The sequence below is a fragment of the Bacterioplanoides sp. genome, assembly GCF_965226395.1.
GTDB lineage: Bacteria > Pseudomonadota > Gammaproteobacteria > Pseudomonadales > Oceanobacteraceae > Bacterioplanoides.
This window is the reverse complement of the sequence record NZ_OZ245358.1, coordinates 3,223,895-3,240,207: the sequence shown is the minus strand read 5'-3', so window position 1 is coordinate 3,240,207 and position 16,313 is coordinate 3,223,895. Positions and strand designations below refer to the sequence as shown.

General features: G+C 47.3%; 16 protein-coding genes. 6 read left to right on the top strand and 10 right to left on the bottom strand.

The annotated features are described in order from the left end of the window. Nucleotides 1–9: 9 nt before the first annotated feature. The 9 genes from cas6e to ACO05E_RS14750 all read right to left on the bottom strand — a co-directional run bounded on the left by cas6e (nt 10) and on the right by ACO05E_RS14750 (nt 9,870). Nucleotides 10–678 carry a type I-E CRISPR-associated protein Cas6/Cse3/CasE gene (gene cas6e, locus ACO05E_RS14790; RefSeq protein WP_419810264.1) on the bottom strand — a complete coding sequence of 223 codons (669 nt, stop codon included), beginning with the start codon at nt 676–678 and terminating at the stop codon, nt 10–12. Further along, nucleotides 665–1,441 (bottom strand): type I-E CRISPR-associated protein Cas5/CasD, encoded by a 777-nt coding sequence (gene cas5e, locus ACO05E_RS14785; protein ID WP_419810263.1) that lies wholly within the window; start codon nt 1,439–1,441, stop codon nt 665–667. Before cas5e ends, cas6e begins: the two co-directional genes overlap by 14 nt. A gap of 10 nt (nt 1,442–1,451) precedes the next feature. Next, nucleotides 1,452–2,486 carry a type I-E CRISPR-associated protein Cas7/Cse4/CasC gene (gene cas7e / locus ACO05E_RS14780; RefSeq protein WP_419810262.1) on the bottom strand — a complete coding sequence of 345 codons (1,035 nt, stop codon included), beginning with the start codon at nt 2,484–2,486 and terminating at the stop codon, nt 1,452–1,454. Between the two features lie 30 nt (nt 2,487–2,516). Then, nucleotides 2,517–3,080, bottom strand: a complete 564-nt coding sequence (gene casB / locus ACO05E_RS14775) for a type I-E CRISPR-associated protein Cse2/CasB (protein ID WP_419810261.1) — start codon at nt 3,078–3,080, stop codon at nt 2,517–2,519. Next, complete coding sequence (casA, locus tag ACO05E_RS14770; RefSeq protein ID WP_419810260.1) at nt 3,080–4,675, bottom strand: type I-E CRISPR-associated protein Cse1/CasA; 1,596 nt, start codon at nt 4,673–4,675, stop codon at nt 3,080–3,082. Before casA ends, casB begins: the two co-directional genes overlap by 1 nt. Before the next feature lie 42 nt (nt 4,676–4,717). Then, nucleotides 4,718–4,999, bottom strand: coding sequence for a hypothetical protein (locus ACO05E_RS14765; protein WP_419810259.1), 282 nt, complete (start codon nt 4,997–4,999; stop codon nt 4,718–4,720). 312 nt (nt 5,000–5,311) lie between these two features. Further along, complete coding sequence (gene cas3, locus ACO05E_RS14760) at nt 5,312–8,023, bottom strand: CRISPR-associated helicase Cas3' (protein WP_419810258.1); 2,712 nt, start codon at nt 8,021–8,023, stop codon at nt 5,312–5,314. Nucleotides 8,024–8,197: 174 nt separating this feature from the next. After that, nucleotides 8,198–9,049, bottom strand: coding sequence for a WYL domain-containing protein (locus ACO05E_RS14755; RefSeq protein WP_419810257.1), 852 nt, complete (start codon nt 9,047–9,049; stop codon nt 8,198–8,200). A gap of 83 nt (nt 9,050–9,132) precedes the next feature. After that, nucleotides 9,133–9,870, bottom strand: coding sequence for an SDR family oxidoreductase (locus ACO05E_RS14750; protein WP_419810256.1), 738 nt, complete (start codon nt 9,868–9,870; stop codon nt 9,133–9,135). 155 nt (nt 9,871–10,025) lie between these two features. Between ACO05E_RS14750 and ACO05E_RS14745 the strand changes: the two genes are divergently transcribed. Next, nucleotides 10,026–10,307 (top strand): antibiotic biosynthesis monooxygenase family protein, encoded by a 282-nt coding sequence (locus tag ACO05E_RS14745; RefSeq protein WP_419810255.1) that lies wholly within the window; start codon nt 10,026–10,028, stop codon nt 10,305–10,307. A 29-nt stretch (nt 10,308–10,336) separates the two neighbouring features. Here ACO05E_RS14745 and ACO05E_RS14740 read toward each other — a convergent pair whose 3' ends face one another. Then, the gene (locus tag ACO05E_RS14740; RefSeq protein ID WP_419810254.1) at nt 10,337–10,963 is read right to left on the bottom strand and encodes an alpha/beta fold hydrolase; all 627 of its coding nucleotides are present in this window, start codon (nt 10,961–10,963) and stop codon (nt 10,337–10,339) included. 404 nt (nt 10,964–11,367) lie between these two features. On the opposite strand from ACO05E_RS14740, the gene ccoN reads away from it, so the two are divergent. From ccoN to ccoG, 5 genes are all read left to right on the top strand, one after another. Next, nucleotides 11,368–12,801: a cytochrome-c oxidase, cbb3-type subunit I gene (ccoN, locus tag ACO05E_RS14735; RefSeq protein ID WP_419810253.1), complete on the top strand. Its 1,434-nt coding sequence runs from the start codon at nt 11,368–11,370 to the stop codon at nt 12,799–12,801. Nucleotides 12,802–12,815: 14 nt separating this feature from the next. Further along, nucleotides 12,816–13,424, top strand: a complete 609-nt coding sequence (gene ccoO, locus ACO05E_RS14730) for a cytochrome-c oxidase, cbb3-type subunit II (RefSeq protein ID WP_419810252.1) — start codon at nt 12,816–12,818, stop codon at nt 13,422–13,424. Between the two features lie 14 nt (nt 13,425–13,438). After that, nucleotides 13,439–13,618 (top strand): cbb3-type cytochrome oxidase subunit 3, encoded by a 180-nt coding sequence (locus ACO05E_RS14725; RefSeq protein WP_419810251.1) that lies wholly within the window; start codon nt 13,439–13,441, stop codon nt 13,616–13,618. Nucleotides 13,619–13,621: 3 nt separating this feature from the next. Further along, nucleotides 13,622–14,542 (top strand): cytochrome-c oxidase, cbb3-type subunit III, encoded by a 921-nt coding sequence (gene ccoP, locus ACO05E_RS14720; protein ID WP_419810250.1) that lies wholly within the window; start codon nt 13,622–13,624, stop codon nt 14,540–14,542. Between the two features lie 310 nt (nt 14,543–14,852). Next, entirely contained in the window at nt 14,853–16,292 is a 1,440-nt protein-coding gene (gene ccoG, locus ACO05E_RS14715; RefSeq protein ID WP_419810249.1) for a cytochrome c oxidase accessory protein CcoG, read from the top strand. Nucleotides 16,293–16,313: the final 21 nt, after the last annotated feature.

Below are 16,313 nucleotides of genomic sequence, written 5' to 3'. Positions count from 1 at the left end.
TTTTGAATGCTAAACAGGCCTGATAAGCATCAGACCGCAGCCCATGCTTTTCGCTTTACCATACCCTTTGGCGTATTGCTCAAGGAATTTATCAGGATCATCAACCGTTAATACCCCTTGATAATCAACACTAGAAAACTGAATACGCTGTTTGCCATTCGTTTTATGCTGGGTATAACTTTCGATACTGGGCATAGCTTCCAACCGGAAGCCCCAGCGCTCAAGGCGGTCAGCATCTGAAATCCAGCGTAATGCCGCTTCGTCCATGCGTTGCTGAATGTGTTTTGAGTCTGAAATTCCTTCTTTAGCAGCGAGGTATTTCGCATGCATCATGACATCGTGACGTTTGCTTTTACCTTGCTCATCTTTAACCGAGATGGTGGGATTCACCCGTAAGCTAAAACCCAGCCGGGTGCCTGTCGACAAGCGCGGAGTAAATGCTTTGCTTTGTATCGCAAATAACGGGGTATCGTTCGCAGGGGGGGTTTGGGATAACACCAGATAACTGGGTAAACCATTGCTATTCATCTCTTCCCGGTAGAGGAAATTGCGGGCTTGTTGCTCGGTAAAAAGTCGCCACAACAACTGGTGAGACGCGTATGCCCCATTCTTCCCTAATTTAAACAGCTCCTCGGCAGAGTGTGCGGATGGTAGCACTGAAATTTTAGACAGAAACATACGACTCTCCTTTCAGAAACTCTCCTTCTAGCGACTCTCCAGAAAACGACAACTGATGCATTTCACGCTGTTTAAATTGCCAGCGTGTTCGGCTTACAGGCTCATCCCAAGGCTGCGTTGTTAATATCCGGTTATCATCAAATTCCGACTTAGCACCTTCCCAGAAATAGGTAACAACGCCATTAAAGCCTAGCCACATCTGATCTTGCTGCAGACTTTTTGTTAATGCCGGGAACTCGATATCCAAAGCACCTTTTAATGTTGCGCTAGAAATTAACTGAGGCAATAACGGCGCAGCCAACGAGCAGGACTTGCGCCCTAGGCTCAGGGTATATACGGGTTTTTGCAGCGCACGTTTCAAATCTGCCAAAGTGATTGTACTGCTGTCACGCAAAGAAACAGCCACCACCCATAAACCATCACAACGATAATCCCGGCTGGATAAAATGGTGTTCAGTTTATCTTCGCTTAATTCACTTTTACGGCTTCGATGAATAACCTTTTTATTTTCCGATGGCACCTGTGTTGTGTGGTAATCGCGCATTAATGACGTTGGTACACATTGCTTTACCGCAACGGCAACACTCGCCTGCAAATTGCCAAGTTCCGTTGTTTGATCGCGCTTAATACCTAACGCAGCACCTAACAAACCTAATAGCGCCGAGCGTGTTGGTGCAATGGCGCTTGGCCGGTCGCCACCCACGGCAGCTTCCCCCCAACTGGCCATTGGCCCGTATAAACGAAAGACGAGATATTCTTTCATCGCCTTCCCCTTATTCCGCCACAAACTCAGATAACTTGGCAAAGCTGCCTTCGCCGGTTAAGGCATTCATATGGTAACGACTGTCGGCACACGCACCATAAACATTGTCGAAGTTTTCCACTTGTTTTGTTAATGCTTCAATGGCACTGGTTAACTGATCGTTATCCTGAATTGGTTTTAAGAACGCAACGGATAATGAACGCGGCTGTTGTTCGCCTTTTTCAGCCAAAACAAAGCTGGCATAAGCACGGGAAGCAAAGCTGTTTTGTTTTCCTTTGGGTGAAACTTTCACTGCTGCTTCTGTTAATGCCTGAATCGCTTTATTGGCTAATTCTTCATTACCATCCAGGTTGTCGATCAGCTGGGTTTTGTTGATGCAAATATTGCTGTAGAACAGTGCCGCAGCAAAACCCGACTCACCAATATGCGCAGATCCCGCGTCTTCTTTACCATCGTTTAAATCATCGACCGCGGTAAAGTAGTCGTCTTCAATCACCACACTATGCACACTAAGCGCGTGAGCAACCTGACAGGCAGCTTCAACATTGTATGCCGGGCTGGATGCCAGCATCCGGCCAAACATGGCGATATCAACCGCCGTTTGATCGGTTTTTAATAAGGACAATTCTTCTTTTGTCGGCTCACGGTCTTCGCTTGCCAAAACATTAGCTAACGTGAGTGCCGCATCTTGTTCTGCTGGGCTGATATGCGCGAGCTGTTCAATTTCCAGCGAGTCTTTTTTGCTTTTGCCAAAGACATTAGCAATGCTCTCCGCCGAATTTTTCGCCAGTTTTTCTTTAGCACCGGCCTGAATCATGGCATCAAAAATCGTCAGCCCAAAACGCTTAGTGCGCGTACCAATATGGCCAGCCAGAGATTCTTCAAAAATATCTGAGATACGCCAGTTGCGCTTTAAGCTCTGGGAGCTGACACGTAAACGATCAAAGCCACCCATTTTGGCCGTTTTAGGGCGGCCAAGGTCATCACGGTTTAAATTAGAAGGCGCGTAAGAGGTTAAAATATGCAGTTGAATAAATTGGCTCATGTTTAGTTCCTTTAATACGGTAAATTTAAATTATTTAGTCTTTCCAGAGGCCGCACGGTAGTAATCCATGGCCCACTGAACGCTGATACGTTTGTCTGCTTTACGCGGACGAAATTGATAAAATTCGGCAAACCAGCGATGAATATCAGATGCCAGATAAACAACCGACACTTCGCCTTTTAGCTGCTGAACAATACGCCGCAAGCGGCGTAAAAATTCATCCGGTGTTTTGGCGTTTTGTAATTGGGAAAAGCGCAGCTCGCTGACAATGGATTTATCGCCATCTCCTTTTTTGCCTGCCGCCAACGCCAGTTTGATTTTGTTATCGCTCTTAACATGCGCCAGCACTGCCGCAATGGTTGCCCAACATTCAAAGCCTTGCGATGCTTTAAACTCGGTCTCGTCCTCACTAAGCTTGTCCCAAAGGGCTCGAAAACCTTGCGACAACATAGCAGCATCGGCTGATTCACAACGTCTGAGCTGTGCCTTGTGTGCAGTAGGTGCAGGCAGAATGCCTTTTTCTTTTAACTGGCTTGCGGGCAGATTCATGCTTTGCCACCAGCGTAACAACGCTTTTTGGCTGTGCTCATCCATTATGTCGTCTCCTTAGGTGCATCTATTTCATATGTTTTCATAAAATTTTTAATATCTTTGCCGCCGTACAACCAGGCTGTTAACCCACGCCGCGCTTTAATACGTTTCGCCATTGAGCGCTCAGAACCCAGCTCTGATAAGGCATATTCATCAAAGATATCGATGGTAATTCTTTGAATTGAGCGCAGCCACTGCCCCGCCTGCTCACCGCTCAAGGAATATTCATCCGCTTCGGTATTCGTGATGATATTTTGCACGGCATTAAAGAAAATCGCTTCGGTACGCTGCCAGAAAGCAAGATCAACAAAAGTAAAATCACCCTTGATATCTCCAGGCTTTTCAAACCAGGCCGATTTCAGCTGTGTACGGCAATGCCACAAAGCATCAGACGACAGCTTGTGCAGATCTTTTACTTTAAAAAGCACTTCTTCTTGGTGTTTTGGACTAATAGAGAACAAGGGCAAAGTGGTGGAATACCAGCCACGCGCCTTCATATTATCCATGTCATAACCAAAGGCCCAAAGACGAGGCACTTGACTCAATTTCTCATCAAAGTCACGCTCAATCGCATAAAAATGCTCAATCACATGAGCACAATATTGACCTTCATTTTTATTCGTTAACGTTAATGCATCCCAGATTTTATAACTGATACCGCCGGACTGGCCTTTAGCGGATAAATGTTCTTCATCTGGCTTTTTGGGATTCCATTTATAGGGGGTTAACGGATGGCGCCAGGTGCCTGAATAGTTGGTGCCATAATTCTGAGTACGGTAATGCGATACAGATTTATTTAATGCCTTATCGGTTAAAGCGCAGAGCGCTTCACCGTCATCAAGCTGTAAGCGAATACGCCGAGGCATAGCCCAATACATATGAAGCGGATGAACGTCATTGGCATATACCTCCAACCCTTTCTTCTCGCTGGTTTTCGTGGCCGCCAGCCAGGGAAAAACAAGATGGCTATTCAAATCCGGATCATCGTATCGCCAGAACTCACGATTAATCACATTTAGCCAGAGCTTTTGCCATAAAGTTGCGTCAGTGTTTTGTGGCATCACCAACGTGGTTAACGGGCCACCGCCACGCAGCCCGGTTCGATGACCTTGCCCGCCACTCGGCGCATTAACTTGTAAGGTAAACAAAGCGAGATTAGCCATCTCCAGCGACATTACTGCGCCAATACCACGTTTAATAAAATGATCGGTATTTAATTTCAGGCCGTTACCACCCGGCGCTTCAATTAACAGCCCTGCAACTGTGGTTGGCTTTGCCGCTTCAAGGTCGTCAAAATCCTGCATAAATAACGGGCCATCACCACTGGTATTAAACGCATGAGCCGCTTTATCAAACGCTTGCTGCAGCATCTCTTGTGAAGGTTTTTGTTCGTAATGGTCGTGCCATTCATCACTGTCTTCTGGCGCAAAAACAGTTTGCAGCAAGCCAATAGCAAATTGATATGCTGCGCCCTGAAAATCGGCGCGTGGCAGGGCAAAGTCCACAACATCGGGGTTCGCTATTGCAGTAAGGGGCAAGGTTTGTTCACTGCCATCCTTTAACCGGAATGGCAGCCATGGGTCTTGTAGTAAATTCATAGTGTGTCCTTATTTAAAGGGCATCCATGCCCAAATTCCTTATTAACGGTGCCAATTGCGCTTCAAGTGGTTACCAACTTCCTCAGAAAGCCCCCACCAAGTCGCATCATTGAATGATGCATTTACAACAATCAACGAATCATTATGATCCATTTGTTCATAAACCTTATCTCCAGCTTGCGAAGCACTATAGCTGGAGTTTACATACCAGACAGAACCTTGAACTTTAGCCCAACTGCCCAGCGACTTAATTGCATCCGCAACCGCTTGATACTTTTGGCCTGGTGAATTCAGGTCATAAGAAATAATCAAATTGTTAGCCATAGAAATTTTTCCTGTGTTGTTAGAGGCGAAATTCCTGCGGCATACATTTGCTCGCAGCATCGAAACCACTTAACATCACTGTGCTACCGGTGCGCGGAGTGGAGGTGAACACCGCCTCCGCTTCGTGCCCACTTCATATCGACAAAGCTCAATATACGCTCCTAAAAAACAAAATCAATAAGACATAATCACAACGTCGTAAAATTCAATACAACTCGCATAACAAATCATCCTGTATATAATTTTGTTCGTTTCCCGTACACACGGGAATAAACCGACATACTCACAAAGTCGAAATACGTTCCCCGCGCTTTAGCGGGGACTTTTCTCCACAAAACCCACCGCGGCCTCATAAGCAAATCGGCAGTCAGCCTCCAGCAACCAACATTGCAAGTATTTAGCTTTGCGATAACGCGCCTTAAATAGCTCTTCTTCCTGTTCAGGCAAGCGCTGCAACTTATCGGCGTATTTATTTTTTGATAATTTGACGGTACTGAGTTGAACAGCAAATTGAGGATCATCAACTAAAGGTTGCAACTGACCATTCTCGTCGCGCCTAAGCACCAACACTTCAACCGTTTCAATATCGCTGTAGCGTGTACTGATGTCCGAATCATCGTCGTGCCAAGCAATGGCACTCTGATCGCAGTAACCATCCTGCCAGTTGATCAGTTGTGAATTGGCTTTGGCGGCTTTACTCCGTTCCTCACCAATCAGATTATTTTCCTGATGTTGCAGGGCCGGTGGGACTTGCTCGTAGGCTTCGTCGCTATATACAGCTTCAATCAATTGCCGGGCGTTATCTGGCATTTGAATACAACCCAGAGTTCGCAATTCACGCATCCCCAGCCATAAACGTGCTGGCGAGCGATAGACATATTGGGTATTTCTGAAGTGCTTGCTCAGCCAGTCAGATTTCGGCTGCTCCTGCCATTCAGGCGCATGCACCATAAGAAGTGGTTCAGGTCGCTGATCCTGAATGCCTTGCTGGTATGAACCACCAGCATCCCGGGTATGGCGATGTAACCGCCCTGCTCGCTGAATCAGATCATCAATCGGACAAATATCAGAGATCATGAGGTCGGCATCGGCATCGAGACTTTCCTGAAATACCTGAGTGGCAATCAGCACCTTGCCAGCACGCTCTGCAGCGGAACTGGCTTTACCCAATACTGCCAGAACTTTTTCTTCAATGTGTTTGCGGTCATGCAGCACAAAACGACTATGGAATAACAGGCAATCGTCCGGGTTTTCCATTTCAGATTGGACAGCCTGAAATGCTTGCAACGCATCATCGACTGAGTTGCGTATCCACACCACACACCGCGCCTGAGCAACGGCACTGAGAACTTGTTTCACACACTGATCAAATGTATGACAAAAACCAACATTCACTTTACGACTGACATCCGTACGGCTTTGTAAGGCTTGCTCTAATAACGAATGATAAGTATCACCGGATGCTTTTGTTGCCGATACTTGGGTTGCCAACGGGAATTGGCGGTTCGCTGGTAGCTGAGGTGTCAAACCGGCTGCACTCTGCCAGGCAGCAACCAAACGACTACGCTGCTTGTACGACAGTGTGGCGGTTAATAAGACCACACTCCCGCCCTGATGAAAGTGCATTTTTAACAAACTTTCCAGCAGTTCAAACATAAACTCATCAGCGGCGTGCACTTCATCGAAAATTAACACTTTTCGATTTAATCCCAATAACCGCAACGACTGATGTTTACGCGGTAAAACTGCCAACAACGCCTGATCAATGGTGCCGACTCCCACCGGAGCCAGCAGTGCTTTTTTGCGGGAGTCCGCTAACCACTGATTGCATTGTGCTGTTGCAGTAGCATCGGTAGCGTCATATTGGCTATCCGGGTTTTCAGCACTTAATACCGCCTCGCGAAACAGATCATTCATCTCACGCGCGCCATGAGCTAAAACAATACTGGGCTTTGCTCCTTCTGCACTGAGCATTTGCAGATAATGCTGAGCAATACGCTGAAACATCGCGTTAGACGTCGCCATGGTTGGCAAACCAAAGTAGAAACCATCCGCCGCACCCGCTGCCATAAGTCGATGAGTTAACACTAATGCTGCTTCGGTTTTACCGGCACCCGTAACATCTTCCAAAATAAACAGTTGAGGCGATGCATCTACCTCTATCGTTTCCGCCCAGCGCTGTAATGGTGTTGGCTCAAAACCATAATGATGCTTAACCGATACAAACGGTTTAATAGCCGGCGTGTTATTTAAATCGGTAGCCGCCAGCGCACTATTTGCCGTTTTTTGGGCTATGGCCCAATAATCGTCAAGCGACATAACGTCAGAATAAAAGTGAAAGTGACTGTTATCCGAGCCAACCCAATCGGCTAATACAGCCAAACCAGCCAGCTGCCAGCTCACTTGCTTTAATTGATCACACCATTCTTTAGAGAGAAATTTATCGAGTGGAAATTCAGGTTGAATTAATTGCCAGACATCCCGAAAAAATTGACTAGCCGCCTGTAGGTTATCGGTTTCAGCAAAGCTCTTAATTGAGCGGGATTCATTCAAATTGATTGGCGAGCCATGATGCCCAAGCACAACATTCATCAAAACTCTTAACGAGCGCTTAGTTTTTCGTGGCGAACCTGAAAACTCGAATACACCAAAAAAATTCTCGTCTTCAATAAGCTCCCAAAAGCACAACCCCAAACGATCATGGCGGTAGTTTTTTCCGTCATAAGGCTTACAGCGCTGAACACGATATAACGGCGTGCCTTCAGGTTGATAAAGTGCCTGAAACGCAGAAGCAAATTTACCCAGATCATGCAGAGCAAGAAAGAAAACAAAAAGGGCTTTTAGTTGCTGTGGCTCCACTTCAAGAAAGTCAGCCAAATCACGAGCCAGTGGCCTCTCAGCGCTGAGCAGTAATTGACCAACCGCCGCCACATCCAAACAGTGATACGGCAGCAAGTGATAGTCTGCTCCTTGTCCATCAGGCTCCTTTTTGGCTTTACCCCAATAGCGGAAATAAGCAGGCATATTCGCATCCATTTAAATCACATCCATTTTTATTAATCACCAAAACAGCAGAACGGGTATCATCCGCACAACCAAAAACAGCATCAGTACTCATATTCTCTTGTTCACCCAAGCCAAACTATTGTTATTGCAATAATGTTTTGTCTCAATACTGGTCAAAAAACAGGTAGTAATTTACGACCCGTGTGAAAATAACCAGGGTTTCAGCTTCTCTCTGTCTTTGTGGCTGATGATGATTTGTTGCGCTTCAGGTAGATCCTGCTGCAGGTCAAGGCGTAGCCGCCTGAGTAAATACTGCAACACTGCCGCGCGGCATTTCAGTGTACGTTGCCAGCGGTTCTGCCCTGTGTTTGTCATCTGATATTCATAAGCAATCAATTGCTGTTGTGTATGACTCAGTCGAGGTTCAGGCTCGATGGCAAATTCAAGCAGTGCGTTCCATGCACGATCATGCTCTTGGGTTTGGCTCGCCGGGCCACTCAATAACGGAGGGTTGTCACTTTCATCGAGCACAAAACGCGATAAAACAAAGTCGCGAAAATCCTGTTTCAGCTCACAAAAAGCGCGCACATGATGGCGAATACCATCAAATATCAAACTGTGTGGGCTAATGATGCGCTCGGCGCCTGAGGGGTTTTTCATGGATCGGTAACACACATCAATGCGCTGGCGCTTACGAATCGCATATAAAATCGGGCGAATCAGTTCTGCTTCCAGCTGACGCAAAGGAGTATCGACCAGATCAATCAGAAATTCATTTTCACCACGCGCACGCAACCAGCCGTTGTACTGACCAATACCACCATCGTGATAAGCCGGGATAAACCGGCTGGTTGGCACATATCCTTTCAGGTGCTCGTCATAACTCAGGTGTTGCGGGTGGGTTTGGCGGTATTCCTTTACCAACTTTTGCGCCGTCGAACGGCTGATGCTTAGGCTGGTTTCTAATTGTTGAATAGTCAGGCGACCTTCCCAATGCACGATAGTCTCAAGCACACTAAAGCGCTGCGGCACGCTGCCTTCCATAAAGCATCCTTTTCAATTTCTGGTGTACCGCAGCATATCCTAATTACAAATATATAAGTATTGATTCTGAGCAATTGACCAGATTACCAGGGCAAAGCATTGCCATCCCAATGCAACAACCTGCCATTGTCTTCTGAAGTTAAACCCGCCATCACCGCCAGCATGCGTTGTGCTGTGAGATGTGCGCTGTAGAGTTTTCCGGCGGGAATATTCTTCTGAAAAGGCTGAGATAATTCAGTATCGGTTGTGCCCGGGTGTACGGCAGCAACGATGTTATCCGGGTTTTTTCGTTGCCATTCAATGCTGAGGTTTTTGATCAGCATATTTAGTGCGGCTTTACTCATACGGTAGCTATACCAACCACCTAAGCGATTATCTCTGATACTGCCCACCATGGCCGACAACGATAACCAACGAACACTGTGTCGACGAGACAAACAGGATTCGATGGCTTGTGCCAGAGCAATATGACTCCAGACATTGGTATCCATACTCTGCAACAGCCAGTCACGTTTGATCGAGCGGAGGTTTTTTTCGGGCATCTGTTGTGTGTTATGCAATACCCCTTGACAACAAAAAACCTGATGCGGTGGATATTGTGTAACCCAGGGCTTCAACGATTCAGTCAGGTCATCGGCCATCCAATCGACCTGAACCGGTATCACATACTCTGAAACGTACTCTGAAGCCAGGGAAATATCTTGGCGTGACAAAACAATAATACGGCAGCCGTCCATTTGGTTCTGTCGCTGATCACAAAGAATAGCGATTATATTTTGCGCAATTTCTGAACTACCACCAGAGATCCAGATGTTCTTCATTTTATCAGGCTCCTGTTTAAGTCTGGCCGTACATTTTTTATCTGGCTTCTATACCTAAATTCTATACCTAAATTTCCGCGCCATTGATTCACCTCAGCACTCCTGTCGACTATGCTTATACACTTAAGAGGTAGTTTATTAAGGAAGTATAAAAAATGATCAAAGTTATTATTGAGCGCGTAATTGCCAATGGCATGGAGTCAACCTATGAAGAAGCCATTAAAAGTACCTTACGCGCCATTTTAGAAGCCGATGGTTATATTTCAGGCGCAACTTATAAAGACGCTCAAAACCCGAATCACCGCTTTATTATTACCAACTGGCAAAATGCCGAAGCCTGGAACAACTGGTCTCACTCTAAAGCGCGTCAGGATGTAATTGGTGCGATTCAGCCGATTCTGGAGCAGCAGGAAAAAATTACCGTTTTAACCGCGTAATTCAGCGCCTGCTTTTTCTCCCAAGGCTATTATCTCAGAATAGCCTTGGAAAACTCCGCCAAGCTTTGCGCCGCGGCCTGTATATTACGCTCATGAGTAAAACCACTGGCCTTTCTTGGCTTCAGGTCATGATCGCCATCCGGCAACCATTGAATGGCTAAGTCATCCGCCAGTTCATACTTCATCACTTCGTCATAGCTTCCCATCTTGTCGCGCATGCCCTGCAGAATCAGAGTCGGGCAAGATAACACCTGCAAGTGTTCGGTCCGAAGGTTGTCGGGCTTGCCTAGCGGGTGAAAGGGATAACCTAATGCAGCGCAGCCTTTAATCAGTGGCTGATCCTGTTCCGCCGCTAATAAGGTTGCCATCCGCCCTCCCATGGATTTACCGGCCACCACACAAGGGCGATCAAATTCCTGAATCACTTCCTGATAAGCCTGCAGCAATTTAGGCGCGCGATCTGGCGGGCGCTTTTTGCCATCCTGCTCACGCTTTTGCATATAAGGAAAATCAAAACGCACTACGTACAAGCTCTGCTGTGCCAGTTGTTGCGCCATGTGTTGCATAAAGTCGCTGTTTTTTCCGGCACCGGCACCGTGTGCCAGTAAAATCAAAGGGTGATCCGGATTACCGTCCTGTAAATACTGCTTATTCACACTGCTCTCTCATTTATATACAACTCAGCCAGACTGGGTTCTGATTGAGTTCAGACCGACCAACCTCACATAACCACTTACAAAATAAGGACATTTCTCTGTCACTTCTTTACATCTATTGCGTTATATCAATATTTTGACTGAGCACCAATTTAATATTCAGTGTGTGGTTTCAGGTAGTTCTTTTCAGACTATTCTGAAGTAACGAAGTGATAAGCTTGGCTGAGGAGCGGTGGTGTTGAGAGCCATTCTCAATAGCGAGCATATAATCACAAAAAATGTGGCTTAAGCTGCTGAAAATCATGCGTTTTTTCTGACTTTAAATTGCAAATAGCGGTTTCTGCGCGGATAATGTCGCACCGATTTTTTAACCCTCAACCCTCGCTGTTAAATGGAATATGATCATGAGCACAGCATTTGACCATCCCGAGTACAACTACAAGGTGGTAAGACAATTTGCCATTATGACTGTAGTTTGGGGCATTGTTGGCATGGCAGTTGGTGTATTAATCGCTGCTCAGCTGGCATGGCCTGCTTTAAACTTTGATACCCCTTGGTTATCGTTCGGCCGTTTACGTCCGTTGCATACCAATGCGGTTATTTTCGCCTTTGGTGGTTCTGCATTATTTGCAACCTCCTACTACATTGTTCAACGTACCTGTCGCACTCGTCTGTTCTCAGACACACTGGCGTCTTTCACCTTCTGGGGTTGGAACGCAGTGATTGTGGCAGCCGCCATCACTCTGCCTCTGGGTATGACATCGGCTAAAGAATACGCTGAACTGGAATGGCCAATCGATATTCTGGTGGTACTGGTATGGGTTTCTTATACCATCAACTTCCTGGGTACCGTTGCGATCCGTAAAGAAAGCCACATTTATGTTGCTAACTGGTTCTTCGCTGCCTTCATGATCATGGTTGCTATCCTGTACATCGGTAACAACCTGCCTAGCCCGGTATCTCTGACCAAGTCTTACTCTGTATGGGCTGGTACTGTTGATGCGATGATTCAATGGTGGTGGGGCCACAACGCGGTAGGTTTCTTCCTGACTGCTGGCTTCCTGGGCATCATGTACTACTTCGTTCCTAAGCAAGCGGGTCGTCCGGTTTACTCTTACCGTCTGTCGATCGTTCACTTCTGGGCACTGATTTCTATCTACGTTTGGGCTGGTGGTCACCACCTGCACTACTCTGCTCTGCCAGACTGGGCACAAACGGCTGGTATGATTATGTCTCTGATCCTGTTAGCTCCATCCTGGGGTGGCATGATCAACGGTATGATGACGCTGTCTGGTGCATGGCACAAACTGCGTAACGACCCAATTCTGCGTTTCCTCGTTGTGTCTCTGTCTTTCTACGGTATGTCTACCTTCGAAGGCCCGATGATGTCGATCAAGACCGTAAACGCACTGTCACACAACACTGACTGGACCATTGGTCACGTACACTCCGGTGCTCTGGGCTGGGTTGCTATGGTTTCTATTGGTGCTCTGTACCACCTGATCCCAATCATGTTTGGCCGTAAAGCTGGTGAAATGTACTCAACCTCACTGATCAACGTTCACTTCTGGATGTCGACCATTGGTACCGTTCTGTACATCGCAGCACTGTGGGTTAACGGTATTTTGCAAGGTCTGATGTGGCGTGCAGTAAATGCTGACGGCACCCTGACTTACAGCTTCGTTGAGTCTGTTGAAGCCTCTCATGCCGGTTATGTGGTTCGTACCATCGGTGGCGGTATCTTCCTGCTGGGCATGGTGGTAATGGCTTACAACGTCTACATGACTGTACGCGATGCCAAGAAAGAAGCGGCTAACGCGGCACCAGCTCAGGCTTAAGGAGTAACAAGACAATGATTAAGCATGATGATATTGAACGCAGCTTACCCTTAATGGTGATCATGATTGTGATCGCTTTGAGCTGGGGTGGTATGGCTGAAATTGTTCCTCTGATCTTCCATGAAGACACCAACAAGCCAGTTGAAGGTCTGAAGCCACTGAATGCAGTGCAGCTGGAAGGCCGTGACATCTACATCCGTGAAGGCTGTCACGTATGTCACACTCAAATGGTTCGTCCTTTCCGTGCAGAAACCGAGCGTTATGGCCCGTACTCTGTTGCTGGCGAGCACGTGTATGAGCACCCATTCCTGTGGGGTTCTAAGCGTACTGGTCCGGATCTGGCTCGTTTAGGCGGTCGTTACTCTGACGAATGGCACCGTGCTCACATGTACAACCCACGTGATGTTGTACCTGAGTCCATCATGCCTTCGTACCCATGGTTATTCGAAAACAAAATCGACGGTCGTGATACACCGAAGAAGATGATTGCTCTGCGTCGTGTAGGTGTTCCTTACACAGATGAAGACATCGAAGGTGCTAAAGCGGCGGCTGATGGCGTCACTGAAATCGAAGCTCTGGTTGCTTACCTGCAACAACTGGGCACTGTGGTAACTAAGCGATAAACGACGGGAAACCCATGGATATTAACGACGTGCGCGGTTTGGGCTCTGTATTCGCCCTGATAGCTTTTAGCGGAATCTTGTGGTGGGCCTACGGCTCCAGCCGCAAGAAACGGTTTGATGATGATGCTCACATTCCATTTCATAACAATGATGATGGAATGCCGCTGCACGACGATAACGATCGGAGTAAATAAATTATGTTAGAGACTTTCTGGCAAGTATGGGTCGCGGTGATTGTCGTTGGATCCATCATTGGTTGTGGTGTACTGATTCAGTACACCAGTAAAGGCCAACGTAAAGAAGAAACTGATCAAACCACTGGCCATGAATACGATGGCATTCAGGAACTGGATAACCCATTACCACGTTGGTGGGTAATGATGTTCTGGTCCACTATCGTATTTGCGATTGGCTATATGTTTGTTTACGGCCTGGGTAACTGGAATGGTTTCCTGACCGTTGAAGTTGATGGTGAACAGGTAAGCTGGTCTTCTGCTAACCAATGGAAAGCAGAAGTTCAGGAGTTCGAGAAAGACATTGAGCCTCTGTTTAACAAGTACGCCGCAATGCCGATTCCCGAGCTGGCGAAAGATAAAGAAGCGATGGAAACCGGTAAGCGTCTGTTTATGAGCAACTGCTCTATCTGTCACCAGACGGATGCAGCAGGCACCAAAGGCTTCCCGAACCTGACCGACAACGATTGGTTATACGGCGGCCAGCCTGAAAACATCGTACAGACCATTACTCATGGTCGTCAGGGTGCAATGCCAGCTTGGGGCGGTGTTCTGGGTGAAGAAGGTGTTGCCGACATGACAGAATACGTACGTTCTCTGTCTGGCCTGAAGCACGATGCAGCGTCTGCTGAACGTGCCGCTCCTAAGTACCAGCAACTGTGTATGGCTTGTCACGGTGTTGACGGCAAAGGCAACCAGCTGGTTGGCGCGCCTAACCTGACCGATGAAGTATGGCTGTACGGCGGCTCTACCAAAGACATTGCTTTCACGCTGAAGAATGGTCGTAACGGTAAGATGCCGGCATTCGGAGAAATTTGGGATACCAGTACGGATCAGAAGATCCATATCGTATCGGCTTACATCTACTCTCTGTCTCAGAAGTAAGTTGTCATGAGCTCAGCCACGATTCTGTCAGAGGTTGAGCTAAGACAATAAATACTGAAAAAAGCGGCCTCGTGCCGCTTTTTTCGTTATAAGCTTATTCCAAAATCTATATAATCAACGCGTTATATAAGGAACGTGGTTTTTAACCAAAACCCAATAGGGAAATTTGATAATTCAGACGAAGATAGTCTAAACCTGACTACAGATCTGAAAGGATGATGAGAAGTGCTGCAACTGACCTGAAAGAGTCCCTGACCTTTCCGGCCGGATACATGCAACCAAGAGACCCAACCCAAGGTGATTTGCTGTTATGAGTAATATTCCGGTTAAGGACGTTACCCCACCTCCCGCCCAACAATCTTCTGCCAAACAGCCTCAATCCATGTATGAAAAGCGTAAGAAGATTTACGTTCGTGAAGTTGAAGGTTTATTTCAGAAAATTCGTACCTACTCTCTCTGGGCGCTGATGCTGGCGTATTTTGGTACCGCCTGGCTTAACTGGGGAGATCGGCAAGCAGTCTTCTTCGACCTCCCGACCCGTCAGTTTCATATTTTTGGCATGACCTTCTGGCCACAGGATTTCCCGCTGCTGGCCGGCATTCTGATTATCTGTGCTTATGGCCTGTTTACCATTACCAATATGGCCGGGCGGATCTGGTGTGGTTATACCTGCCCACAATCGGCCTGGTCGTTTATTTTTATGTGGATCGAAGAGCGCTCAGAAGGCACTCGTAACCAGCGCATCAAACTCGATAAAGAAAAGATGTCGGCCACCAAGTTCCGCAAAAAAGCCATCAAGCACATTGCCTGGCTTATCGTTGCGTTCTGGACGGGTGTCACGTTTGTTGGCTATTTCACCCCGATTCGTGAGCTGATGCCCGACATGCTGGCCTTTAACGTCAACAGCTGGGGCGTGTTCTGGATTCTGTTTTTTACCGCCGCTACCTATATCAATGCTGGCTGGATGCGTGAGCAGGTGTGTATCTACATGTGCCCGTATGCCCGCTTCCAATCGGTGATGTACGACCCCGATACACTGGCGGTTTCTTACGATACCAACCGCGGTGAACCCCGCATGCACCGCAGTAAGAAAAAGCTGGCAGCGATGGAAGCCAGAAATGAAAAGCCCGGCGACTGTGTTGATTGCTCGCTGTGTGTTCAGGTGTGCCCTACCGGCATCGACATTCGTGATGGCCTGCAGTATCAGTGCATTGGCTGCGCATTATGTATCGACGCCTGTGACTCCGTGATGGAGAAACTGGACATGCCAAAAGGTCTGATTCGCTACACCACTGAAAATGAGCTGGAAGGTAAGAAAACCCATTTCTTCCGCCCTCGTTTAATTGGTTACGCCGGTATTCTGGTGCTGATGATTGGCGGACTGATTTACTCCATTGCCACCCGCACACCGTTTGAACTGGATATCGAACGCAGCCGTGGAGCGCTGTACACCGTCACCGCCAACGATACGGTGAAAAACTCGTACTATCTGAAGCTGATCAACATGTCTCAGTCGCCACAAACCTACACTCTGAAAGTTGAAGGTCTGGAAGGTGCAGTCAGCAGCGCGCCATCTGAGTACCAGTTAGCGGTGAATGATCTGGAAGAAATCGCCCTGACTCTGGAGCTTGATCCGGCTGAACACCCACTGGCAAACAGCAAAACCGTGATTGAGTTTGTAGTGACTCAACAATCAAGCGGTGAAGAAGTAGCCCGCGAAGAAAGCCGCTTCATTGCGCCGCGTCAGTAAATAAACGCAAATCGCTAGAGC